General features: G+C 35.4%; 22 protein-coding genes. 17 read left to right on the forward strand and 5 right to left on the reverse strand.

Features of this window, described 5'->3' with window-relative positions; translation table 11 throughout:
* The first annotated feature begins 5 nt into the window (after positions 1-5).
* Positions 6-809: a glycosyltransferase family 2 protein gene (locus OMO38_RS03205; RefSeq protein WP_264748780.1), complete on the forward strand. Its 804-nt coding sequence runs from the start codon at positions 6-8 to the stop codon at positions 807-809.
* A gap of 44 nt (positions 810-853) precedes the next feature.
* On the opposite strand, the gene OMO38_RS03210 is transcribed toward OMO38_RS03205, so the two are convergent.
* Positions 854-1,627: a class I SAM-dependent methyltransferase gene (locus tag OMO38_RS03210; protein WP_264748781.1), complete on the reverse strand. Its 774-nt coding sequence runs from the start codon at positions 1,625-1,627 to the stop codon at positions 854-856.
* 93 nt (positions 1,628-1,720) lie between these two features.
* Between OMO38_RS03210 and OMO38_RS03215 the strand changes: the two genes are divergently transcribed.
* From OMO38_RS03215 to OMO38_RS03255, 9 genes are all read left to right on the forward strand, one after another.
* The gene (locus tag OMO38_RS03215; RefSeq protein ID WP_264748782.1) at positions 1,721-2,872 is read left to right on the forward strand and encodes a glycosyltransferase; all 1,152 of its coding nucleotides are present in this window, start codon (positions 1,721-1,723) and stop codon (positions 2,870-2,872) included.
* Positions 2,872-3,768 (forward strand): glycosyltransferase family A protein, encoded by an 897-nt coding sequence (locus OMO38_RS03220; protein WP_264748783.1) that lies wholly within the window; start codon positions 2,872-2,874, stop codon positions 3,766-3,768. The genes OMO38_RS03215 and OMO38_RS03220 overlap by 1 nt, the downstream gene beginning before the upstream one ends.
* 2 nt (positions 3,769-3,770) lie before the next feature.
* Positions 3,771-4,913 (forward strand): glycosyltransferase, encoded by a 1,143-nt coding sequence (locus OMO38_RS03225; RefSeq protein WP_264748784.1) that lies wholly within the window; start codon positions 3,771-3,773, stop codon positions 4,911-4,913.
* A 4-nt stretch (positions 4,914-4,917) separates the two neighbouring features.
* A complete protein-coding gene (locus OMO38_RS03230) occupies positions 4,918-5,868 on the forward strand; it encodes a glycosyltransferase family 2 protein (RefSeq protein WP_264748785.1) in 951 nt (316 codons plus the stop codon).
* Positions 5,869-5,969: 101 nt separating this feature from the next.
* A complete protein-coding gene (locus OMO38_RS03235; RefSeq protein ID WP_264748786.1) occupies positions 5,970-7,121 on the forward strand; it encodes a glycosyltransferase in 1,152 nt (383 codons plus the stop codon).
* Positions 7,122-7,268: 147 nt separating this feature from the next.
* Positions 7,269-7,826, forward strand: a complete 558-nt coding sequence (locus tag OMO38_RS03240) for a serine acetyltransferase (RefSeq protein ID WP_264748787.1) — start codon at positions 7,269-7,271, stop codon at positions 7,824-7,826.
* Positions 7,827-7,976: 150 nt separating this feature from the next.
* The gene (locus OMO38_RS03245) at positions 7,977-8,639 is read left to right on the forward strand and encodes a carbonic anhydrase (protein ID WP_264748788.1); all 663 of its coding nucleotides are present in this window, start codon (positions 7,977-7,979) and stop codon (positions 8,637-8,639) included.
* A 24-nt stretch (positions 8,640-8,663) separates the two neighbouring features.
* Positions 8,664-8,972, forward strand: a complete 309-nt coding sequence (locus OMO38_RS03250; RefSeq protein WP_264748789.1) for a hypothetical protein — start codon at positions 8,664-8,666, stop codon at positions 8,970-8,972.
* Between the two features lie 114 nt (positions 8,973-9,086).
* Positions 9,087-10,682, forward strand: a complete 1,596-nt coding sequence (locus tag OMO38_RS03255) for a SulP family inorganic anion transporter (protein WP_264748790.1) — start codon at positions 9,087-9,089, stop codon at positions 10,680-10,682.
* 74 nt (positions 10,683-10,756) lie between these two features.
* On the opposite strand, the gene pth is transcribed toward OMO38_RS03255, so the two are convergent.
* The 4 genes from pth to mfd all read right to left on the reverse strand — a co-directional run bounded on the left by pth (position 10,757) and on the right by mfd (position 16,867).
* The gene (pth, locus tag OMO38_RS03260) at positions 10,757-11,320 is read right to left on the reverse strand and encodes an aminoacyl-tRNA hydrolase (protein ID WP_264748791.1); all 564 of its coding nucleotides are present in this window, start codon (positions 11,318-11,320) and stop codon (positions 10,757-10,759) included.
* An 86-nt stretch (positions 11,321-11,406) separates the two neighbouring features.
* Complete coding sequence (locus OMO38_RS03265; protein WP_264748792.1) at positions 11,407-12,336, reverse strand: hypothetical protein; 930 nt, start codon at positions 12,334-12,336, stop codon at positions 11,407-11,409.
* Between the two features lie 99 nt (positions 12,337-12,435).
* The gene (locus OMO38_RS03270; protein WP_264748793.1) at positions 12,436-13,341 is read right to left on the reverse strand and encodes a hypothetical protein; all 906 of its coding nucleotides are present in this window, start codon (positions 13,339-13,341) and stop codon (positions 12,436-12,438) included.
* A gap of 145 nt (positions 13,342-13,486) precedes the next feature.
* The gene (gene mfd, locus OMO38_RS03275) at positions 13,487-16,867 is read right to left on the reverse strand and encodes a transcription-repair coupling factor (RefSeq protein ID WP_264749121.1); all 3,381 of its coding nucleotides are present in this window, start codon (positions 16,865-16,867) and stop codon (positions 13,487-13,489) included.
* 251 nt (positions 16,868-17,118) lie between these two features.
* Here mfd and OMO38_RS03280 point away from each other — a divergent pair, with 251 nt between their 5' ends.
* The 7 genes from OMO38_RS03280 (at position 17,119) to OMO38_RS03310 (ending at position 23,999) form a co-directional block, all read left to right on the forward strand.
* Positions 17,119-17,511 carry a hypothetical protein gene (locus OMO38_RS03280; protein WP_264748794.1) on the forward strand — a complete coding sequence of 131 codons (393 nt, stop codon included), beginning with the start codon at positions 17,119-17,121 and terminating at the stop codon, positions 17,509-17,511.
* Positions 17,512-17,689: 178 nt separating this feature from the next.
* Complete coding sequence (locus OMO38_RS03285) at positions 17,690-17,935, forward strand: hypothetical protein (RefSeq protein WP_264748795.1); 246 nt, start codon at positions 17,690-17,692, stop codon at positions 17,933-17,935.
* Between the two features lie 129 nt (positions 17,936-18,064).
* The gene (locus OMO38_RS03290) at positions 18,065-19,564 is read left to right on the forward strand and encodes a GH3 auxin-responsive promoter family protein (protein WP_264748796.1); all 1,500 of its coding nucleotides are present in this window, start codon (positions 18,065-18,067) and stop codon (positions 19,562-19,564) included.
* Between the two features lie 20 nt (positions 19,565-19,584).
* Positions 19,585-19,962, forward strand: a complete 378-nt coding sequence (locus OMO38_RS03295; RefSeq protein ID WP_264748797.1) for a hypothetical protein — start codon at positions 19,585-19,587, stop codon at positions 19,960-19,962.
* Positions 19,963-20,096: 134 nt separating this feature from the next.
* On the forward strand, positions 20,097-20,459 hold the full coding sequence (locus OMO38_RS03300; protein ID WP_264748798.1) for a hypothetical protein: 363 nt from the start codon (positions 20,097-20,099) through the stop codon (positions 20,457-20,459).
* A 94-nt stretch (positions 20,460-20,553) separates the two neighbouring features.
* Entirely contained in the window at positions 20,554-21,789 is a 1,236-nt protein-coding gene (locus OMO38_RS03305) for an MFS transporter (protein ID WP_264748799.1), read from the forward strand.
* Positions 21,790-21,878: 89 nt separating this feature from the next.
* Positions 21,879-23,999 carry a T9SS type B sorting domain-containing protein gene (locus tag OMO38_RS03310; protein ID WP_264748800.1) on the forward strand — a complete coding sequence of 707 codons (2,121 nt, stop codon included), beginning with the start codon at positions 21,879-21,881 and terminating at the stop codon, positions 23,997-23,999.
* Positions 24,000-24,079 lie beyond the last annotated feature (80 nt).

Below are 24,079 nucleotides of genomic sequence, written 5' to 3' on the forward strand. Positions count from 1 at the left end.
TCGATATGCTTTTCTCCATTCTTATTGCCCATTACAATAACTATCATTACTTCAGAGAATGCTATGACAGCATCCTGAGACAAACTTACCAGAATTATGAAATCATACTTGTAGACGACTGCTCTGTCGATGATTCTTATCAAAAAATAATAGAACTCACTAAAAACAATCCCAAGGTTAAAGTTTTCAGAAACGCGGTAAACAGCGGTGTAGGTTTAACCAAAAAAAAATGTATTGAACTGGCATCAGGTGAGGTCTGTGGATTTGTCGATCCCGATGATACCTTAGCAGATAAGGCTCTTCAAATAATTATTGAAAATTATAGTAAAGATACTATTGCAGTATATTCACAATTCTACGAATGTGATCCAGACTTAAAGCCAATTAGAGTGTTCCCACATTCCCGGAGAATTACAAACGGAGATAAAAAATTTTTCAATGTCTTTTTTGAAGCGACTCACTTTTTTACATTTAAAAGAGAAGCATATCTGAAAACTTCAGGTATCAATGAAGAATTAACCTCAGCGGTTGATCAGGATCTATATTTAAAGCTTTATGAAATCGGAAATTTTAAGTTTGTAAAAATTCCTTTATATTTTTACCGTATACATGAAAAAGGGGTTTCTCAAGAATTTTCAAAAAAAGAAAAGCTGCACAAAAACTGGCATCAAACTATTTTAGACAGCGCTATAAGAAGAAATGTTGATTCTTTATATGGCAAAAAAATTTCTGAAATTGAAAATCTACCAGGTTTTCTCAAGGTAAAACAAAATGGTGTTTTAAAAAAAATACAAAGGAAATTTTTCTAAATCATAAAAAAACCACAGAAACAATTTCTGTGGTTTGTGCTTTATTATTTTATAACGACTCCCGCATATTTACCATCGAATTCTATGATATGTGGATTGAGGCCTTTGCTTTCACAAAAATCTTTAAATGCAGCATTGTCGCCAATATCATCACTCATGAAAACTCCGTCTTTTCTTAGTTTATCCCACAATAAAGTGTAAGCCCAAATTCTTCCGTCGTACGTTTTATCACTGTCGTAGTGTACAACGTCTAATGAATTCGTTTTAGAAAATATTTTTGGTAATGATTCTTTGTCTGCGAAACGGTAAAGATCCCAGTTGCTTTTATATTTTTCCGGTATCACGCAGCCTACAAAGTCTTCGCTTTGATTTTGCATAATATATGGCATATCTGAACTGTAAAGGGTTCCATTTCTTTTTACCAATGACGCCAGAGCAGCAAAAGATGACCACCCATATGCAACTCCGGTCTCGATCGATTTTAAAGCCGATGCGTATTCATTAATGTAATAAATCACACTTAATGAACCAGCGCCTCCCATTTTGATCGGTGCTTTTTCCTGAGCCTGTACTGCTGCTTCATATTCCTGAGCGAATATTTCCTGAAAAGGAACAAATGGTATTTTCAGAACTTTTTCTATAAATTCTTTTTCAGAAACTGCTAGATTTTTACACCAAATTTCCGCCTCTTCTTTACCACGCAAAGCTGACGAACGGTTGAAAATATTTTTCCATATTTTCCTTCTCAGCTCGGGATATAAATCAGGGCGTTTCAGATATCCAAAAAATGTTGTTGCAATTTCAGCGACTTTACTCATACAGTTATGTTTTGAGGTGCAAAAATACAAAAGAATTGCCCAAACAATCTTATATTTGCTTTTTTAAGAATTATTTTTTTGAAAACTACACAAATGCATCAGAAAATAAAAGTGCTTTTCCGCCACAGATCTATGGAAATGGGAGGTGTAGAGAGAGTTCTTATTGATCTTTTAGAAAATCTTCCGAGAGATATTTTTGATATCACATTCTTTCTTACCCTGAACCAGGGTGAACTAAGAACTGATATTCCAAAAGACATAAATGTCATCACTTTTCAAAAAGGAAAAGAGGATATGAGCAGTAATAAATTGCTCAGAACACTGCAGTTAATTAAAAGAAATCTGACCCTACTCTTTTACAGAAAAAATCCGAAATTACTGTACAAAAATATTATCAAAGAAGATTTTGATATAGAGATTGCTCCTACTTATGCAGAGTTCGAAAATATCCTGTCAAGCCCTCTACAGTCACGAAAGATTGCATGGTTCCATACTGATGTAAGTTACGACCCCAACCAGGAAAGAGTTTTAAATAGGATTAATAATCTTAAAAAGTTTGATTGGGTAATTTTCGGATCAAGACAGACAAGAGATGTTATTAAGGAGCTTTTTCAGATAGAATATCCTAAAAGTTCGGTAATTTACAATTCCATAAAAATTGATGAGGTAAGAAAAAAAGCCAAAGAATTTCCAGTTACTTATAATCTGCATCCTGTATTTTCTTCCATGGGAAGATTACACAGTAGAAAAAACTATCATACGTTGATGAATATTCACAAAAAATTGTTGGATGAAGGATATCCGCATTCAGTAGCGGTGATCGGTGGTGGCAGTGAGATGGAAAATTTAAAGAAACAGGCAAAAGAGCTCAATGTTGAAAAAACATTTTTACTTTTAGATACGCAGACAAACCCATATCCTTATATTAAAAACTCTGATTATTTTGTCTTACCCTCAGAATCTGAATCTTATCCATTGACCATTGGAGAAGTGATGGGTCTTAATATTCCTATTATCAGCACCAATGTAGGTGGTATCCCAGAAATGATTGATCATAAGGTTGACGGATACCTGGTAAATCCTGATGAAAATTCTATTTATGAAGGAATGAAACTGTTTCTAACAGATTCTAGCATTCCTCAACAATTAAAAGACAATACAGAAAAGGCAGTAGAGAAATTTGACAATCAAAAAATCTATAATGCTGTTACCGATGTATTTGTCAACCAATATCAGCTGAAATAATGAATGCCCCTAAAGTAACCATCTTAACTCCTTCTTATAACCGTGCGCATACTTTGCCCAGGGTTTTTGAATCTCTGCAAAAGCAGACTTTTAAAGATTTTGAATGGCTTGTGATCGACGATGGCTCCACTGACAATACTAAAGATTTAGTTGAAGAGTTTCAGAAGACAGCAGATTTTAAAGTTCGTTATTATTACCAGCAGAACCAACATAAATTTTTAACTTTCTTCAGAGGGATTGATCTGGCAGAAGGGAAGTATTTTTCACCCTTAGATTCTGACGACGCTTTGCCAATCGACTCTATGGAGATTTTGGTGAATACCTGGGATCAGATTTCAGATCATCAAAATATCGTTTTTGTTTCAACGCTCTGTGAAGATCAATTTGGGAACATTGTAGGCGATCGTTTTCCAAAAGATCCATTTATCTGCAGTATTTTTGACATGCGTTACAAATACAAGATCAAAGGTGACAAGTGGGGCATGGGAAAAACGGAAATCTATAAAAAAATGAAGCTGAATTTCGGAAATCTTGCAGGAAAGGGTTTTATTCCAGAGGGTGTTTTTCAGTTTCAGTTTGACAAACTTGGCTTTCACTACTGCATCAATAAGGTAACCAGAATATATTTTCGTGACAAAGATGATGAGCAGTCTTTGGCGAATCAGTTTTACGATCATAAAAATGCGTTTGGGCTGGCCGAAAACTACAAAGCTTTTCTTAATGCCTACAGTTCAAAAATCTGGACTAACCCGATGCCGGTTATAAGAAACCTGGGAGGATATCTGAAATTTTCAAAAGTAGACGGGAGATCATTAAAAAAAATTTCATCAGATTTAAAATCAGTTGAAATGAAGATGTTAGCAACGCTACTTTACCCATTTTCAAAATTCATTTAAGAATGCAGAAAAAAATACTATTTATTTACTATCAGAATGTGAAACCGGGAGGCGTTGCAAGAGTGATGATTAATCTTGCAAATGAATTTTGTGAGAACGGGTATGATGTAAGTATTTTATTTTTGATGGAAGGTGAGAATACATTTTATGAAATTAATCCAAAGATAAAAATTCACACCGTTAATTCTTTTGGACACTGGGGCTTCAACAGGGTCAACCCCTTAATGGATAAATATCTGAAAAAATACCGATACCGATACAATCTTAAAAAATATGTTTACGATTTCGGACAATGGGACGTGATGAATCAATGGCTGAAAAAAAATCATTCCCAGTATGACACCATTATATCCTGTTGGTACAAATTATCTGCACAGATTTCTGTAAATAAAAAAATAGCTGCTAAAACATTTGCCTGGGAACACTCAAATTTTGAAGTTGGCGGAAAAATCTGGGGAGAAATTTTACGTCCAAAATATAAAAACTTAAAGGGTGTAATCTGCATCAACCAAGCTTCAGTTGAGTATTATAAGAATTTAAATTCTAATACTTTTCTCATTTCAAACCTGATCGGCGAACCTTTTGAAAGTATTGATAAGATTGATTTTGAATCAAAAAAAAATCAACTGATCTACGTCGGCAGACTGGATGAGGATAAAAATGTAAGCAGCATTATTGATGTTCTTTCAAAAACAGACATGAAAGATTTTACTTTTAAAATTATTGGTAACGGACCAGAACTTGAAAATTTAAAAAAACTAAGTAGAGAAAAAAATCTTGAATCAAAAATAATTTTTACAGGCCAGCTTTCTGCTGATCAAATAAAAAAGGAACTTTTGGAAAGTAAGATTTTTTTGTTTATGAGTAAAACAGAAGCTTTCGGAATGGTTTTGCTTGAAGCGCTGTTTTGTGGTACTTCCCTCATTTCTTATGACTGTAAACATGGCCCTTCCGACATTGTAAATGATCAAAACGGGTTTTTAATCCCTATGAATGACAAAGTGCTTTTTCAGGAAAAATTAGGCGAATTAATTAACAATAGTCATTATCTTGAACAGTTAAACGAAGGTGCTTTTGAAGAATCAAGATTTTGGAGAAAAGAAAGAGTTTTAGAAAAGTGGATGACCTTATTAACTATCTCATAAAAATATGCTCATATCGATTATAGTCCCTATTTACAATAGTTCAGCTTATTTACAAGAATGTATTGATTCAATTTTAGCTCAAACATATACTAATTTTGAACTGCATCTTATAAATGATGGTTCTCACGATAATTCCGGAGAAATATGTGAGGTTTACGCCAAAAAAGACTCCAGAATAAACGTAATACACAAAGCAAATTCGGGGGTAAGTGACACCAGAAATTTAGGTATTATAGCCGCAAAGGGTGAGTTCATTTGTTTTATTGATTCTGATGATTGGATTGACGAAGACTATCTTGAGGTCTTTACTCATAACTTTCACGATCATCATACACTTCTATTTCAAAACATTAAAAGAGACGGAAAAACAATAAGCAATTATACATTTAAAAATTATAGCACCAGCCACGAGATAGTGGAATTATTTGTTGAAAACAACCTATTATATTCCGGCGCCCCTTTCGCTAAATTTTACAGCAAAGCAATCATATCCGATAATAGCATATTATTTGATAAAAATATATCCTATGGTGAAGATTTGATATTTTTTCTTGATTACATCAAATATATTAAAAACATTACTTTTTTAAATTCAACAAAATATAACTACCGATATATTTCCGGTTCTCTAAGCACATCAAAAAATCACCCGTGGAAAACCTATGCTCAGCTTCACATCAAAATATCTGAATTTATTCATTCTATCAGCAGTAGAGCTAATGGTAATCTGAAGTATTTTTATACGGTGGACTGGGACATGATTGAAACGGGAATCGATCAAAATATCAATGCTTTTTCCAATGAGATGTCAAATGAATTTTCTAAACTAAAGGAAACAGTTCACTTTGTACATTTTCACGTTGGCTCTCTTCATAGAAAAATACTTTTCCTACTGATTAAATTGAATAGTTACAGATTGTTAAGAGCTTATAAAAATCTTTTAATAAAAAAATAGTCTTTGAAGCTATCTTCTTCGAAAGATTAAAAAATATAGAAACCAGTTTTAGCATAAAATATCTACTTTTATAGTTAGAAACATGAACTTGTTTAAATAAAATGATTGAAAAGAAAAAAATCCTCATTCGCATCGGTTCTCTTCGTCATGGCGGAGCAGAAAAAGTATTGGTGACTTTCCTTAAAAATCTACCGGAAGACAAATATGAAATTGACCTTCTTCTAAATTTATATTCAGGAAAATATCTGAGTGAAGTTCCTGATTGGGTAAATGTAATTTACCTCAACAAAGGAGAAATGATTACCACAAACCGACTGCAGGACATTCCGGAAAAGGCCGCAAGAGTTATTTTTCAAAGGGTCTTGAAGGAATTCCCGGATCTTTTGTACACACTAATTCTAAAAGATAAAAAATACGATATTGAGTTTGCCGCAATTCATGGGATGCGCGACGAAATCTTACACTCCACCAATCATTCATCTAAAAAAATCATCTGGATTCACAATGACCTTTCGCAGGTAAAAGAATATACCAATGAAGAAATCAGGAAATTTTTTGGTTTTGATTCTATTATGGTGATTTCAAAAAAAATCGAGCAGTTGTTTTATGATTTGGCTAAAAATGAAATCGAAAAGAGAAAAATTGTAAAGATTTACAATCCTTTAGATACAAAAGAAATCTTAACTAAAAGTAAACAGCCTGTTGTTAATTACAAGTTTGATGAAAATGTTCCGACATTTATTTCTGTAGGCACTGTTTTTCCTCAGAAAGGTTTCGACAGACTTTTAAGAGTTCATAAAAAACTTTTAGACGAAGGCTTGCATCACAAAATAGTAATTGTAGGTGACGGTTATGATTTTGAGAACATTAAACATTTAAAAACAGAATTGGAAGTTGACGAAACTGCAACAATGCTTGGTTTCACAGATAATCCCTATCCTTATTTTAAACATTCAGATTTTTATATTTTAAGCTCCAGGTATGAAGGTTTTCCGACAGTTCTGTTTGAAGCGATTACGTTAAATAAGAAAATTATTGCGACAGAAGTTTCCGGAGTAAATGAGATGCTGAACAATGGTGAACTGGGCCTGATTGTTGAAAACTCAGAAGATGGAATTTATCTTGGAATGAAAAAAGCCCTAACAGAACCTGAATTTTTCTCGGACTTTACAGAAAAACTTGAAAATTATACCATGCCGTTCAATCTCGATCATTCTGTTGCCAGAATAGTTTCGGTTTTAGATGAGCTTTAATCGAACTTTTTGTTGTTGGCTTAATATTATCACTGATAATGAAATACGCTTGTTAAAAAATAAGCATTTACACCGTTGAGAAACTAATTTTGATAAAATTAAAACTCCCTTTAAATAAAAATAAAAGAGAATCCTTAAATTTGCTACATGCCCAAAAATTACTCCATAATACAGAAAGACTTTTACAGAGAAAGCGGTGAATGGCTTTCACCACTTCAGATTTTGATGAAATGCATTAATCCTAATCTACATTTTATTTATATCTTAAGAAAGGCACAGAAATTTGATAAAACTCCGATTTTAGGTTTTTATTGGAAGATCGTTCTGCGACACTTCCAGATTAAATATGGTTTTCAAATCTATCCTGAAACGCAAATTGGCGAAGGTCTGTATCTGGGACATTGGGGAAGCTTGGTTGTCAATCCCAAAGCAGTCATTGGAAGAAACTGTAATATTGCACAGGGAGTAACTATCGGTCAACAAAACCGAGGAAAAAATGAAGGTTTCCCAGTAATAGGAAATGATGTATGGATTGGTCCCAATGCAGTGATTGTAGGAAGTATCACCATTGGAAACAATGTTCTGATTGCTCCCAATTCCTATGTAAATACAGATGTTCCCGACAATTCAATTGTAGCAGGGAATAAAGCAAAAATTTATCCTAAAACTGACGCAACAGAAGGATATATCAATAATCGGGTCTAACTTAATATTAGTATTAATCTATATTAAATAATGTTAAAAATGATTCAAAATTCGTGAAAAAGTATATTTTTGTATACTATTGATACAATCTATTGAATTTAAAAATAATTTAAACGAAATAAATAATTATAAACCTTTAAATTTTAATTTATGTCAAATTCGTACGAAGTTATTTTCGAAAACAACAAAAAATGGGTAGAGTCAAAGATCGGTGACAATCCGAGTTTCTTTGAAGATCTTGCTAAAACTCAAACACCGGAATATCTTTACATAGGATGTTCAGACAGTAGAGCTACAGCAGAAGAACTTATGGGAGCTAAACCAGGGGAGGTTTTTGTTCACAGAAACATTGCCAATGTAGTTAATGCTTTGGATATGAGCGCAACAGCAGTTATTGAATACGCTGTACAACATCTGAAAGTAAAGCACATTGTTGTTTGTGGACATTACAATTGCGGCGGTGTAAAAGCAGCGATGACTCCTCAGGATCTTGGAATCTTGAATCCATGGTTAAGAAACATCCGTGATGTTTATAGAATTCATCAATCCGAATTAGATGCTATTGAGGATGAAGGAAAACGTTATGACAGACTGGTAGAGCTTAATGTTCTTGAGCAGTGTATCAACGTTATCAAAATGGCATGTGTACAGGAGAGATATATTCTTGAAGAATATCCGATTGTTCATGGGTGGGTATTTGACCTGAGAACGGGTAAGATTATTGATTTGGAGATCGATTTCGAAAAAGTTTTGAAAGACATCCAAAAAATCTACAATCTGAGCGAAGATCAGTGGATTATGAACAGAAGGTAATGAAACCTTCTTAAACTGAGAGAAATGAAATTCTGGAGTATTATTACATTAATGATCGTTCTGAACTTCACAGCATTGCCCAGCATTGCTGCGATTGCGGATTGGAAAATCATGAGAACCAATGTAATTGTAAACGAAGAAGAAACTCATTCTCACTATTCATCTTTATTTTCTGTTTACGAAAAAACACTTCCAAAAACATTAGATGTCTATGATTATCTGAAGTTTTTCGAGCCAGATTTAGAAGGCGGTGCTTTTTTATGGGTAGATGACACCTTTCATCATCCGCCATTTCTTACTATATTTTCTCCTCCACCTGAGAAATTTATTTAATACTCTAAAGACATTCATAATCATAACTGATGGTGAATATCTTGTGTTTTAAAATCATTCTCAACCTCATACATCTACTGTCATGATTCAATTCTGACGTGTATTTCACTTTCCATGAAAAAATCAAAATCATTCTTTGGAGGAATTCAAGAGAATTTTCCATCGGGTTTAGTTGTCTTTTTGGTAGCTCTGCCCCTTTGTTTAGGTATTGCTTTAGCATCAGGAGCACCACCACTGTCCGGTATTATTTCGGGTATCGTAGGTGGACTCGTGATTGGAGCGATCAGTAATTCAAATATTTCAGTATCCGGTCCTGCAGCAGGATTAACAGCAATTGTCCTAACAGCAATAACGGATCTTGGTGCATTTGAGCTTTTTCTCTGTGCCGGAATTATTGCAGGACTATTACAGTTGGTGTTGGGATTTGTGAGAGCCGGCAGTATCTCCAATTATTTCCCAAACAATGTTATTGAGGGAATGCTGGCTGCAATTGGAATTATTATTATCTTAAAGCAGATTCCGCATGCAATGGGATTTGATAAAGATTATGAAGGACATGAATCTATTTTTGATAAAGGATTGAATTTTGGATACTTCAATGAATTGCTAGCAGCAATTCATCCGGGTGCTATCATCATAACTTTGGTATCTATCGGATTACTTTTGGCTTGGGATAGAATTTCCTTTTTAAAAAGAATGAAAATGCTTCCCGGTGCCTTAGTTGCTGTGGTGGTAGGAATCTTATTGAATGAACTGTTTAAAATGACAGGCAGTTCTTTAGCGATTACACCTACGCATCTTGTATCACTGCCCGTGCCTCAAAGTCTTGCTGATTTTAAAAATCTGATTATCATGCCGGACTTTAACGGATTCACGAATTTAAAAGTTTGGATTGCGGGAGCAACCATTGCCATCGTGGCCTCTATTGAAACTCTGCTATGTATTGAAGCTTCAGATCGATTAGACGTCCAAAGAAGAATTACAGATACCAATCTCGAGTTAAAAGCTCAGGGAATTGGTAATTTAGTAAGTTCATTCATTGGCGGACTACCGATGACATCGGTAGTTGTAAGAAGTTCTGCGAATGCTAACGCAGGCGCGACATCAAAAGCATCAGCGATGATTCACGGCTTCTTATTATTGGTTTGCGTTCTTTCGATTCCGTTTTTATTAAATTTAATTCCTCTAGCTACATTAGCTGCGGTCTTGATTTTAGTAGGATACAAATTGGCAAAACCTGCGACTTTTATGCACTTCTGGCATTTAGGCAAATTCCAGTTTATACCATTTGTAGCGTCGGTTGTGGCAATTGTTGCGACTGATTTACTGAAAGGCGTCGGCATTGGTTTGGCAATTTCGGTATTCTATATTCTTCAGGGAAATATGAAACGTGCGTATTATTTAAGCAGAGAAAAACTGGACGACGCAGACGGAATCACCATTAAACTGGCTGAAGAAGTTTCGTTTTTAAATAAAGCTGCGATTAAAAAGACTTTGAAAAACATTAAAGCAAACTCAACGGTAATTATAGATGCTACAACGACATCGTACATCGCAACCGATGTTTTGGAAATGATTCAGGATTTTGCAAATATAAGGGCAAAAGAGGAAGATATAAATGTGGAATTAATGGGTTTTAAAACCTCATACAGAGATTATGAGACAGATGAAGACTCTCACATTATCATTACTCATAAAAGAGCAATGTAGATAATATGAACGCCGGGAGCTTTGCTCCCGGCGTTTTTTTTGAATCACTTTTGACTGACTTTTATTTAAATAAATTATTTCCCATTAAAAGCTGACATCGTGTTACCGATTCCGGCAAACACAAATGAGAGGCACGCTTTAGAAAATTTCTCGATTCTTTCACCAAGTTTAGATGTTTCTTCTTCATTCCAGGTTCCCAGGACGTAATCTACCTGTCTGCCTTCAGAAAACTCTGCAGAAATTCCGAAACGAAGCCTTGCATAATTTTGGGTATTTAAACTTTGATGTACGCTCTTTAGTCCATTATGTCCTGCATCAGACCCTTTCATTTTCATTCTCAGAGTTCCAAAAGGGAGTGCTAAGTCATCAGTTACAATCATCACATTTTCTAAAGGAATATTTTCTTTCTGCATCCAGAATTTCACGGCATTTCCCGACAGGTTCATATACGTATCCGGCTTCAGAACAAAAACTTTTCTGCCTTTATATTTACCTTCAGCCATCCAGCCAAAATTCGTGGTATTAAAAGAAACATCAAGAGTGTCTGCGATTTTCTCAGCAACTTTAAAACCAATATTATGGCGGGTATTTTCATATTCCGGACCTTTGTTGCCCAAACCTACAATTAAATATTTCATTAGAAATTTTTTGCAAAATTAAGAGTTATAAAATAAAAAACTCAATCCTGTGAAGAATTGAGTTTAAATATTTTTTAGATGAATGATTACATCGGTTTGTAAATGTAATTCACTCCAAAACCTTTTACCATATAAGTCTGTACATCATATCTGTAATCTGTAGAGAAAATCTGTGCAACCGGGATTGGCGGCATTAAGTCAGTAATAGATACTCTTTTCGGGCTGTTCGGAGATAAGTCAAAAGATTTATTGTCTCCATAATCAGTTGCCAAAAGGTTAGAAACTTTAAATGCGAAAGGAAGAAGCGTATATGGGTTAATCTGAGAATCGTAATTCAAAAACTCATATGCGTACTTCTCAATTGGAGTACCGTTTACACCTGCAGTGATGATACCGTAGTGTCTTTCCACTTTTGATACGTTGTCACCTAAGTAAGTATACCAAGATTTCGAGTAATCTTTATATTCAAAGGGAACTCCGGCAGCGTCAGGACCATTTTTCATATTGATCACATCCAGTTTACCTGTTGCTGTGCTGTAAGCTAAATCGTAAAGCGATTTTGTCTTTGCATCCAGAGTATAAGGTCCCGCAGGCACACCTGGTGCAGCTGGCGTTCTAGTAAATTTAGATCTGTTTTCTGAAATGATTGTCAGTCTGCCTAGATTACCGTAAGTGAACAAACGTGTATAAACAATACTGTCATCATCTAATAATCCATCACCATCATTATCTAAATGACCGTTGAAATTAATTTGACTGATTTTGTCGCCACTCCACATCACATTAGCTACAGAATTTTTATCTGTGATAACTCTTGATAATAGAAGTCCGTTATAATGATATTCTGCAATAGTATCAGAATCTGTAATTTCTCTGAATAAAGCTCTCGGACCGTTTAAACCTGTATTTGGGTTTAGGTCAATCAGAGGGTTACCTTCTTCATCGGTCAGGTCTTTACAAGAATGAACAGACGAGATGCCAGCTACAAGTAAAATAAAATAGAAAAGTTGTTTCATTTCCGAAGGGATTATTTATTTTTCCACAAATATAATTTTTTTTTGAATAAAAAGCATATTTTTATTTATATTATCATAAAACTAATAAACAAAAACGCCCTATAAAGCCTTATAAATATATTTTTGAGCCTGAGTCTGATCTGAAATCGGATAATTCATGGTATCATAAAGATAAGTATAGTCACCTGGTATTACAGGGGCGGGAACTCCGGCCACAGGAGATGGATATACAATATTGAAACTCTTAAGATTGTTAGCAGATAATGCCGGGAAATTAATAGGATGCACCAAACTCCAGACTACGAAAAACGCCTTCGGTAAAGTATTGTAAGGATTGATCTGATTATCATACGCAGTGTAATTATAGGTTGTAGTAAGTACAGTTGCTGAAAGATCCGGCACACCTGTAGAGCTCGTAACCCCAGTTTCGGTGACCATTTTTGTAATATTATCCCCAGTATTGGTGAAATTATAATTGGTGAAATGAGTATACGTAGTTCCGGCTTTTTTCTTTTCTACAATCTTTGTCATTTTTCCACCTGTATAAGTATAGGTATACTCACTGTTAAAATTAGGCACATTTCCTAAGCTCGTACTGCAAGTAGTATAATTAATATTTCCGCTTGTATCGTAGGTAATATTGAAGTCATAATTCAAACTGTTCGCCGGAGCACCATTCAGTTCCTGCCCGAATTTTACTTTTGTAATTTTTCCTGAAGTATACGTTACCGTACCGATAAAAAATGACGTTGGACCACTTGCTTCTTTGAAAATTGCCTTCTGCAGAACATTTCCTGTGGTTACAAACTCTTGATTCGTGGTATTATTAACAACAATTTTATGCAAAATTCTGGGTCCCGTGATGGTCGCCGGAGCATTCCCACTGCTACCAGAATTTGTGTTAGGATTATTTTGATTAATAGGATCTGCGGTTGTATTATCGCATGAGAACATAAGGCCAAGAAGCAATACTGCTCCTCCCTTCAAAAGTTGGTTTCTAATCATAGGTATAGTTTTTAACACAACAAATATAATTATTTTTCAACACCACTCAACTTATTTTAAATATTTAATAAAAAAAATCTAAAAACTTTCGCTTTTAGATTTCAATTTATACAATTACTTAAGGATATAAAAACCCACAATCTTTTTACAATGCTAAGATAGACTTCAGCAGAACATTCACCTCATCTACATTCTGCACGCCATCTTTCCTCATCATCAGCTGATTACCTTCTTTCCCAATTTTTTCTTTCAACTGTGCCTGTGAAGGATTTTGAGTTAAATAGCTTATAATATGTCTGAATTTATCCGTCTGGTAAAATTTGTCCTGAGGATTATTCGGGAAATACCCTAAGAACACTTCGTTTTTCATCACTATTTTTTCGAAGCCAATATCTGCGGCCAGCCATTTCAGTGCTACGCTTTTCAGAAGATTAATCGCTTCATCCGGTAAAGTTCCGAAGCGGTCTGTGAGCTCAGATTCAAACTTCTGTAGATCCGTTTCATTATCAATTTCAGCTAGCTTTTGATATAATAAAAGTCTTTCTTCCGTGCTCGAGATGTAAGAATCCGGAAGCATCAATTCTAAATCTGTATCAATATTAACTTCTTTTACAGTCTTAAATAATTTTTGGCGGTCTGCTTCGTTTTCAAACAGATTTTCAAAATCTTTATCGTCTTTCAGTTCTTCCAAAGCTTCCTGCATCATTTTCTGATAGGTTTCAAAACCCATCTCGTTGATAAACCCACTTTGCTCGCCACCTAATAAATCGCCGGCTCCACGAATTTCCAAATCTTTCATCGCAATCTGAAAACCACTTCCCAGATCTGAAAACTGCTCAATAGCTTCCAATCTTTTTCTCGCGTCAGAAGTTACCATATCCAGAGGCGGAGTAATTAGGTAACAGAATGCTTTTCTGTTGCTTCGGCCAACACGGCCTCTCATCTGATGAAGATCAGCCATCCCAAAACGTTGTGCATCGTTGATGAACATGGTATTCGCATTCGGAACATCTACTCCACTTTCTACAATCGTTGTGGCCACCAAAACGTCATATTTCCCTTCCATAAAGTCGAGAACATTTCTTTCAAGCTGTTTCCCTTCCATTTGTCCGTGACCGGTAATAACTCTAGCATCTGGAACCAATCTTTGAATCAGTCCCGCAATATCTTTCAGGTTTTCAACTCTGTTGTTGATAAAATAAACCTGCCCGTCACGCTGTAGCTCATAAGAAACGGCATCACGGATAATTTCTTCACTAAAACCGACCATCTGCGTTTCTACGGGTTGCCTGTTTGGCGGTGGCGTTTTAATCACCGATAAATCTCTCGCCGCCATCAGAGAAAACTGCAGTGTTCTCGGAATAGGTGTCGCCGTCAAAGTCAGCGTATCGATATTAGATTTTAATGTTTTCAGTTTATCTTTTACTGCGACTCCGAACTTGTGTTCCTCATCAATAATCAGTAAACCTAAATCTTTAAATTTTACTTTTTCAGAAGCCAACTGATGTGTTCCGATGACGATATCAACTTTTCCGTCTTTTAAACCTGCTATGGTTTCAGATTTCTGTTTCGCCGTTCTGAATCTGTTTAAATAAGAAATAGTTACAGGAAAATCTTTCAATCTGTCTTTAAAACTCCGGTAATGCTGAAACGCCAAAATGGTTGTAGGAACCAAAATTGCGACCTGTTTTCCGTCTGTGGCAGCTTTGAATGCAGCACGAATGGCAACTTCCGTTTTTCCGAAACCTACGTCACCACAAACCAGACGATCCATCACGGTTTCTGCTTCCATGTCATTTTTCACATCGATGGTTGCTTTTTCCTGATCAGGTGTGTCTTCATAAATAAAGCTTGCTTCCAACTCATTCTGAAGGTAAGAATCCGGCGTGTACGCAAAACCTTTTGCAGTTTTTCTTTCTGCATATAATTTAATTAAGTCAAAAGCAATCTGCTTAACCTTGGCTTTAGTTTTCTGTTTTAAAGATTTCCATGCAGGTGAACCCAGCTTGCTCAGAACCACTTCTTTTCCGTCGGGACCGTTGTACTTTGAAATTTTATGGAGTGAATGAATACTTATATACAATAAGTCTCCATTCTTATAAGTCAGCTTAAAACATTCCTGAATTTTGCCATCGTTATTTACTTTTACCAATCCCATAAATTTTCCGATTCCGTGATCGATGTGGGCGATATAATCTCCTACTTTCAGTGACATCAGATCTTTCAATGTCAGCTGTTCAGATTTGGCAAATGTGTTTTTGGCTTTATATCTTTGGTAACGGTCAAAAATCTGGTGATCCGTATAAACTAAGATTTTATGATCTGCATCTACAAAACCTTCGTGAAGTTCAGATTTAAAACTTTTAAAGGAAACTTTAGACAAACCAGACTGAGAGAAATCAATATCTTCAAAAATAGATTCTAACCGTTCTTTCTGTTTATCGGTGGCAAAAGAAATCCATGTTTCAAAACCCTGCTGCTGTTTTTCTTCCAAATCCTCAATCAGCAATTCGAAGTTTTTATGAAAAGAAGGCTGCTGCGTTTGATTAAGCTGAAGTGTTTCAGAGTTGGAGAGTTCAAGAGTCTGCGGACTGAAATCTATGGTTTTAAATTTTTTATAATCAAAAAGAAACTCCTCATCAGAAATAAATAATTCCTGTGGAGTTCTGTGCGAAATATCTTTGCTTAAGGTATCGTACTTTTCTAATGATTTTTCATAAAAACTTTTTATTTTATTTAAACCAATAACAGCATTTTTTGAAATTACAAAACTGTCTTTTGGCAAAAGCTCCAACAGAGAAACACGGTTTCCTGAAACTGAGTAATTCATATTCGAGACCAACTGAAAATCTTTTACCTTATCAATAGAAAGTTGAGTTTCGATATCAAATGTTTTAATATTTTCCACTTCATTTCCAAAGAAAGTAATTCGGTATGGTTTTTCATTTGAATAAGAAAAGACATCTACAATTCCTCCACGTACAGAAAACTCTCCCGGCTCCGAAACAAAATCTGTTTGCTGAAACTGGTAATGAGAAAGCAATTCGTCCACAAAATCAAAATCGAGCTGGTCGCCAACTTTGATGTGGTGAGAAATCGCTTTAAAATCTTCTTTTTTCAAAACCTTTTCAGACAAAGCGCCCATGTAGGCAACGATAATCTTCGGGGACTTCTCAGAATTTATTTTATTTAAAACATCCGTACGCAGCACCAAATTGGCATTTTGAGTTTTCTCAACCTGATAAGGCTCCAAATGCGTAGCCGGAAAATATAAAACCTTTTCTTTGCCAAGCAAATCCTCCATTTCGGTATTGATGTAAAGAGCTTCTTCTTTATCATCAACAAGGTAAAGAATTGTCTTTTTATGGATAAGAAAAAGTTCTGCGGTAAAAATAGAAACCGACGAACCCGCGCTTCCCTTCACAGAAAGATGCTGATGATTCTCAAGCTGAACAAAAATTTCTTTTCCAAATTCTTTCTTTAAAAGATCCGGAAGAAAGGTTTCTTTTATGGTTTTTAAATGCATAAAAATAATATAGGTATAAACGACAAAAGCGATTTCGGGAGAATTCCGAAACCGTTTTAGCATTACAAAGATAATGCTAATTTTTATTTATGATTCCCTGAAAACCCATCAGCTGAAAAATTCATCAACATATCTTCATTAATCATAACTTTTTACTAAAAAACCAAAAAAAAGTTAAATAAAATTCACTTTTTCTGATACGGCACAGTGTTTGAAAAGTCTTCTTCCATAAACCGAAATATTAAAATATTATGAAAAATGTAATCAAAATTTTAGGCGTTTTTATGCTGGTAATGTTCACAGCAATCTCGTTCACTTCATGCAGCGATGATGACGATCCGGCAAACAATGATTTCTTCGCAGGAACTTACAAAGGAAGCATCTCATATAATGACGGATCAAATACCGTGTCAGCAGATGATGGAAGTGTATTTGTAACAAAAATTGCAAGCGGAACGAAATATAACTTTGCATTCTCAAACAGTATCCCGGATTTGAACGGTGTTGAATTTGAAAAGCAAGGTGATAACACTTTGGTAAGTGTAGGATCTACTGCCACTTCTTACATTAGAATCGACAACAATGATTTGAAGATTTTATATGCAAAAGATGGAAAAATCTGGACAGCAAACTGTACAAGATAATAACTATTCATACATATCTGAAACCTGTCTCTCTTTTGGGAAGCAGGTTTTTTTTGCGCAATACAGCAATTTAATCTTTTTTTAATCTGTGATAAACTTTAGTTAAGTCCGCAAAAATAGATTTTCATATTAAGATTTTCCATAAATTTACTTCAACAAAAACAATAAATATCAACGAATGAAAAAATTTCTTACCGCAATGTCAATCGTTTTAGGATTAGGACTTGCAACTGCCCAACAAACCGCACCGGCTGCTAAAGCAACTGTAAAACAGACAACCAAGACATCAAAAGTAACCAAGCCGGAAGCAGCGAAACCCGCAACCAAGCTTAAAAAGGACGGTACTCCTGACAAAAGATATAAAGAAAATCAAAAATTAAAAAAAGACGGAACTCCTGACAAGAGATACAAGGCGAACAAATAATCAACATTAAAGAATGTTGTTCTTTCATAATCAAATTTCGACGAACCGGTGAATTGTATTCATCGGTTTTTTTTTGTTTAAATTTTAAAATATTTGATGGAATTCTCTACTTATTTATAAATTTGAACCATGTTAAACTTCTTCAAGAAAAATGCAGCATTAATCTGGGCAAAAAAACATGTGCAGAAAACGAATGATTTTAAGCAAAACGCAGAAAGAAATCAGGAGAAATTGCTTTTGGGCTTGGTGAAAACTGCCGAGAAAACACTTTTTGGAAGAGAACATCAATTTGAAAACATTAAGACCGTAGAAGATTTTCAGAAAAATGTACGAATAGCCGATTATGAAGATCTTAAACCTTATATCGAGAAAGTAAAAAGAGGCCAACGAAACATTCTCTGGACAGAAACGCCGGAATATTTTGCAAAAACTTCCGGTACAACTTCAGGCTCAAAATATATTCCGATTTCCAAAGAAGGAATGCCTTTTCAAGTTGCAGGAGCGCAGAGCGCCCTGTTTCATTATATTTCAAAAAAAGGAAACGCTGATTTTGTTAACGGAAAAATGATTTTCCTACAGGGAAGTCCGGAACTGGAAGAAGTTTTCGGAATAAAAACCGGAAGACTTTCAGGAATTGTGGCTCACCATATCCCAAACTATCTTCAGAAAAACCGTCTGCCAAGCTGGGAAACCAACTTGATGGAAGACTGGGAAGCCAAAGTAGATAAAATTGTGGAAGAAACTGAAAAGGAAAACATGACTCTGATCTCAGGAATTCCGCCTTGGCTGATTATGTATTTTGAAAAACTGATTGAGAAGAACGGCAGAAAAATAAAACAGCTGTTTCCCAATCTGCAACTTATCGTAACAGGCGGCGTAAACTATGAGCCTTACCGTGAAAAGATGGAAGAACTTTTAGGTGGAAAAGTAGACATTGTTCAGACCTTTCCTGCGTCAGAAGGTTTTTTTGCGTTTCAGGATGATTACACCAAAGAAGGGCTTCTACTTTTAACCAATCATGGAATTTTCTATGAGTTTGTTGCACTCGAAGATTACGGAAAACCAAATGCAAAAAGACTTACCTTAGCAGAAATCGAACTTAATAAAGATTATGCTTTAATCCTAACAACAAATTCAGGACTTTGGGCTTATTCCATTGGTGATGTTGTGCGATTTATTGATAAAAATCCGCACCGTATTTTGGTCAGCGGCAGAACCAAACATTTTACCTCAGCTTTTGGCGAACATGTTATTGCATTTGAAGTGGAAGAGGCAATGAAAGCTACCGTAGAAAAATTCCCTGCGCAGATCACAGAATTTCACCTTGCTCCGGAAGTAAATCCTGAAGAAGGCTTACCTTATCATGAATGGTTTGTGGAATTTGAGAAAGAACCTGAAAGTTTAGATCAATTTAAAAATGAACTTGATGATCAGTTGAGAAAGCGAAATACTTACTATAATGACTTGATATCGGGAAACATTCTTCAAAAATTAAAAATCAGCAAGGTTTCTAAAAATGCTTTTCAGGAATATGCAAAATCTCAGGGGAAATTAGGCGGTCAGAATAAAATTCCGAGATTGGCTAACGACAGAAAAATTGCAGATTTACTGCAGATTTATAAAAAATAACACACCTTCAATCACCTTTTATGAAAAGAATTTTGTACGCTTTAGTAATCATTTCAATTACATCTTGCAGTTCGCTGAAATACAGCGCAACAGAAAATCCTGACAATTATAAAAATATAAAAGCGGGAAATAAATATACCTTTCATCAGACTGACGGAAGCAAAACTCCAATGACGATAAGTTCGATTTCTAAAGACAGTATTATCGGAAGCAAAAAAAATGAAAGAATTTCTATTGCAAAAACCAATATTACGGAGATAAGAAAAGACAGAACGGCGGTTGCCGTCGTTGCAACAGCAGGAGGAGTTGCCGCATTAACAACAATGATTATAGTGATGTCAAAAGCTACTGATGTTTTAGCAGACACCGCTGCTGCATTTGGAAGTGGTTTAAACTAATTTTGATAAAATAATCATTCGAACATAAAAATTCTTCATTTTTTAGTTTAATCTTACAAAAAGATAAGATTTTCTTTTTTTATGAAAACATATATTCAAAAAAAATTATAAATTTGGAAAACTAAAAAATTATAATGAAAGCATCTGTACTTTTAAAATCATCTTTACTAACGGGTTTATTTGTCATCTCATCTTGTGCTACCACAAAGTACAGCGAAAACATTTCAACAAATAATTATTCTAATCTTGAAGCAGGAAAAATGTATGTTGTGACGCCTAGAGACGGATCTAAAAAACAAACCATCCTTTTTAGAAATATCAGTGGTGACAATATCATCGGAACTGCCGGAAGAAAAGACAGTACAGAGGTAGTAATCCCAAAATCTAATGTTGCTGCAGTAAAAGACAGATCTCAGGGTAGAGTTGTAGGCGGAGCTGCCGTGATTGGTGCTGCCGGAGTTGCTGCATTGGTGATCAGCTCTTTGAGAGCCGACTAAAATAGACGTTATCTTTCGGAAGAAATAAGAAAATTCTTTTGAAAAGACCATATATGAATAGCCCTGAATGAATTTTTAGGGCTATTTTTGCGGAATGATTTCTTTTGCACCGCTTAAAACCTTAGAAAATATAGAGTTCAGAAATCTTCTTACAGGGAGATTTTTTATTGTTTTAGCATTCAGAATGCTGGCCACTTTATTAGGATGGTGGGTGTATCAGTTAACAAAAGATCCTTTCTCCATCGGTTTGATCGGACTATCGGAAGTGATTCCAGCAGTGAGTTGCGCTTTGTACGCCGGTCACGTGATCGATATGAATGAGAAGAAGAAACTGCTTCTTATCTGCACTTATCTCTATGTTTTTCTGATTGGCTTACTGTTGATTCCTGCCTTCTTTAATGTAGAACTTCACTTTTCAGGACACGAAATTACCTATTACATATACGGAGTTATTTTTTTCACAGGAATTGTAAGAGCTTTCATAGGACCGATTGTTCCATCAATGATTCCTAAAATTGTTCAGAAAGTCAATTTACCGAGTGCTATTACTTTAAATCAGGGAACATTCCTGATTTCCTCAGTTTGTGGGCACGCTGCTGGAGGATTTTTAATTGGTTTGGTTGGAGTAAAATGGACGTTAATCGTTATCATATCTTTAATATCTATTGCTTCTATCTTTTTCTGGCAGCTGAATAAGCAATTTTCGCAACATGAAAAAGACAAGATCAAAGTAATGGAAAGTATGCGTGAAGGGATTTGTTATATTTTTAAAACGAAAGAGATTCTTGGAGCACTCTGTCTGGATATGTTCGCTGTTCTTTTTGGCGGTGCCGTTGCGATGATTCCAGTTTTTGCGACAGATATTTTAAAGTCCGGTGCTGAAGGTTTCGGATTACTGAATGCCGCTTCGGATATTGGCTCTATGATTATCATTACTACGCTTTCTATCATCCCGTTACGCAAAAATCAGGGTAAAGTTTTACTCAGTGTCGTTGCAGGATTCGGACTTTGCATCATCGGTTTCGGGCTGTCACATTACTATTGGTTATCGTTCATGTTTTTGGTTTTAAGTGGAATGCTCGACGGAATTTCCGTAGTCATCCGCGGAACTATTGTTCAGCTGAAAACTCCGGATCACATTAGAGGCAGAGTATTGAGTGTCAACTCCATTTTCATCATGTCGAGCAACGAAATGGGACAATTTGAGAGCGGACTTGCTGCAAAACTGATGGGAGTCGTTCGCTCGGTTGTATTCGGGGGCAGCATGACTTTACTGATTGCATTGGTGGTAGCAACTACAAATCCTAAATTGAGAAAAATGCAATATTAGGAAACATTGAGCGTTACATTTAAATATATTATAAAACGCTCACCCTTAGCTTAATATTTTTTATATATTTGTAATTAAATTTTTCGAAAATGAAAAAAACTCTACTCGTTTTTCTTTTTATGTTTTCTCAGATATTTTATGCGCAGTCAGATTGTATTAGCGCTATCTCTATTTGCGGAAATTCAGATATCTCCTATACTTCATCAGGAATCGGTAATATTACTGAAATCCTAAATCAGAATGGTGGATGTTTGGGTACCAACGAACGTTTTTCTGTGTGGTACAATTTTACAGCAGCTACTACCGGAACTTTGGCTTTTACCATTGCTCCAAACGATCCAAGTGATGATTACGATTTTGCTGTGTACGGACCAACAATTAATGGCTGTACTTCACTTCAAAATGGCAGCAATGTTTTCATTTCTCCTGTAAGATGTAATTATTCAGGAACACCTGGAAATACAGGTTTGGACATCAATTTACCATTACCAACTCCTGCACCAATTCCACCACTTTATGGTAACAACAATCAGTTTAGCCCATACATGAACGTAGTAGCGGGTCAAACGTATTATATCGTGATTACCAACTTTAGCTTATCAGCTTTTGGATTTAACTTAAACTGGAGTGGTACTGCTTCTTTAGCATCACCATTTAATGATCCGGGACTTATTACCAATCCTTTCATTGCGCCAGGACTTCCTAACGCTAACCCGGCAGAACCAAACGAGGTCGTAGTATGTACAAGTCCTGCAGTTTTTGATTTCAGCACATTATCAACAGGAATCATCAACGGCAATGCGAACTTCAACGTATCTTATTATTACAATACAAATGATATGTTGACGGGTACAAACGCTATCACCGTTCCAACGAGTGTGAATATGACAGACACGTACTTTTACAGTATTTCATATACAGATCCTGCCAATCCTACCAACCCTATTAACAGGTGTAAACAGACTGGTAAATTTAAATTTAAAAATGGGGCAATCACGGCAACCGACGCTACACTAACCCAATGTAACAATAACAACGAAGGAACTGCAGTATTTAATCTGACAACAGCAAACGTGATCAATGATCCTACTGCGACGATCAAGTATTATCCTTCAATGTTTGATCTGAATGCCAATACCAATGTAATTACAAATCCTTACCAGTATCTATCTGCCGGTGGATCAGTTTACGCGTTGGTGACATCTCAGTTCGGATGTACAGATATTGCAGAAATTAAATTAAATTTCTTCCCGGTCGTAGTGGTTACAGATGCAACCTTAAGAGCTTGTTTTATTGAAAGCAATCCATCAACAGGATTATTCAATCTTACCAATGCCAGTGTAAACACTACAGGAGCTGCCAAAAAGTTTTATCCGTCTGCAACAGATGCCGTTAACCAAACCAACGAAATTCTTAACGCCACTAATTATGTTGCGCCAAACGGAGTTGTATACGTAAGAGTTACCAGTACCGACGGCTGTTTCACAGTAGCGAAAATCACCCTGATTGTAATTCCACCAGTATACTCTACAGTATTGATCGATAAAGTAATCTGCGTTGAAGACAAGACAACATTAGATGCAGGACCAGGATTCTCAGGTTATGAATGGAGCACAGGAGCAACAACTCAGGTGATCTCAAATGTAGGAGTAGGAACTTATTGGGTAAAACTAACAACAGGAGACTGTACAGCTATTCAGAAAGTAAAAGTTTACGCAACAGAGCAGCCGGTAGTTTCAAATATTGAAATTTCGAATAACTCAATCAATGTTAATGTAATTGGTGGTACACCGGCTTATCAGTATTCATTAGATAACGTAAACTGGCAGGAATCTAATTCATTCACCGGACTTACCAGAGGTGACTATACAGTTTATGTAAAAGATTCATACGACTGTGTGCCAATGGAAGTAAACATTGTAGTACCTAATATTATCAATGTAATTACACCAAACGGTGACGGGGTAAATGACGTTATTGATTATTCAGCTTTAAGAAATAAATCTGGCTTAGTATTGACAATTTTTGACAGATACGGAACCAAGATTCATGTAGCAGACCAGTCTAATAATTATACATGGGATGGAACGATAGCAGGTAAGAAAATTCCTACAGGAACTTACTGGTATTCTGTAACATGGACTGAAAACAACAAAAACAAAACACCTATTAAATTCTCAGGATGGGTGATGGTTAAAAACAGAGATTAATCTCAGGATTAAAAAATAAAGAAATCGCTTTTGGGCGATTTCTTTATTTTAATCTATTTGTAATATTTTGCTTAAATTTG

Source organism: Chryseobacterium kimseyorum (genome assembly GCF_025971945.1).
Taxonomy (GTDB): Bacteria; Bacteroidota; Bacteroidia; order Flavobacteriales; family Weeksellaceae; genus Chryseobacterium; species Chryseobacterium kimseyorum.

Coding starts and splice junctions, on each gene's coding strand:
- OMO38_RS03230 (WP_264748785.1), top strand. CDS start 4,918: ATGCTCATATCGATTATAGTCCCTATTTACAATAGTTCAGCTTATTTA.
- OMO38_RS03240 (WP_264748787.1), top strand. CDS start 7,269: ATGCCCAAAAATTACTCCATAATACAGAAAGACTTTTACAGAGAAAGC.
- mfd (WP_264749121.1), bottom strand. CDS start 16,867: ATGCATTTAAAAACCATAAAAGAAACCTTTCTTCCGGATCTTTTAAAG.
- OMO38_RS03250 (WP_264748789.1), top strand. CDS start 8,664: ATGAAATTCTGGAGTATTATTACATTAATGATCGTTCTGAACTTCACA.
- OMO38_RS03205 (WP_264748780.1), top strand. CDS start 6: ATGCTTTTCTCCATTCTTATTGCCCATTACAATAACTATCATTACTTC.
- OMO38_RS03255 (WP_264748790.1), top strand. CDS start 9,087: ATGAAAAAATCAAAATCATTCTTTGGAGGAATTCAAGAGAATTTTCCA.
- OMO38_RS03215 (WP_264748782.1), top strand. CDS start 1,721: ATGCATCAGAAAATAAAAGTGCTTTTCCGCCACAGATCTATGGAAATG.
- OMO38_RS03295 (WP_264748797.1), top strand. CDS start 19,585: ATGAAAAGAATTTTGTACGCTTTAGTAATCATTTCAATTACATCTTGC.
- pth (WP_264748791.1), bottom strand. CDS start 11,320: ATGAAATATTTAATTGTAGGTTTGGGCAACAAAGGTCCGGAATATGAA.
- OMO38_RS03235 (WP_264748786.1), top strand. CDS start 5,970: ATGATTGAAAAGAAAAAAATCCTCATTCGCATCGGTTCTCTTCGTCAT.
- OMO38_RS03305 (WP_264748799.1), top strand. CDS start 20,554: ATGATTTCTTTTGCACCGCTTAAAACCTTAGAAAATATAGAGTTCAGA.
- OMO38_RS03300 (WP_264748798.1), top strand. CDS start 20,097: ATGAAAGCATCTGTACTTTTAAAATCATCTTTACTAACGGGTTTATTT.
- OMO38_RS03225 (WP_264748784.1), top strand. CDS start 3,771: ATGCAGAAAAAAATACTATTTATTTACTATCAGAATGTGAAACCGGGA.
- OMO38_RS03270 (WP_264748793.1), bottom strand. CDS start 13,341: ATGATTAGAAACCAACTTTTGAAGGGAGGAGCAGTATTGCTTCTTGGC.
- OMO38_RS03265 (WP_264748792.1), bottom strand. CDS start 12,336: ATGAAACAACTTTTCTATTTTATTTTACTTGTAGCTGGCATCTCGTCT.
- OMO38_RS03280 (WP_264748794.1), top strand. CDS start 17,119: ATGAAAAATGTAATCAAAATTTTAGGCGTTTTTATGCTGGTAATGTTC.
- OMO38_RS03210 (WP_264748781.1), bottom strand. CDS start 1,627: ATGAGTAAAGTCGCTGAAATTGCAACAACATTTTTTGGATATCTGAAA.
- OMO38_RS03285 (WP_264748795.1), top strand. CDS start 17,690: ATGAAAAAATTTCTTACCGCAATGTCAATCGTTTTAGGATTAGGACTT.
- OMO38_RS03220 (WP_264748783.1), top strand. CDS start 2,872: ATGAATGCCCCTAAAGTAACCATCTTAACTCCTTCTTATAACCGTGCG.
- OMO38_RS03310 (WP_264748800.1), top strand. CDS start 21,879: ATGAAAAAAACTCTACTCGTTTTTCTTTTTATGTTTTCTCAGATATTT.
- OMO38_RS03245 (WP_264748788.1), top strand. CDS start 7,977: ATGTCAAATTCGTACGAAGTTATTTTCGAAAACAACAAAAAATGGGTA.
- OMO38_RS03290 (WP_264748796.1), top strand. CDS start 18,065: ATGTTAAACTTCTTCAAGAAAAATGCAGCATTAATCTGGGCAAAAAAA.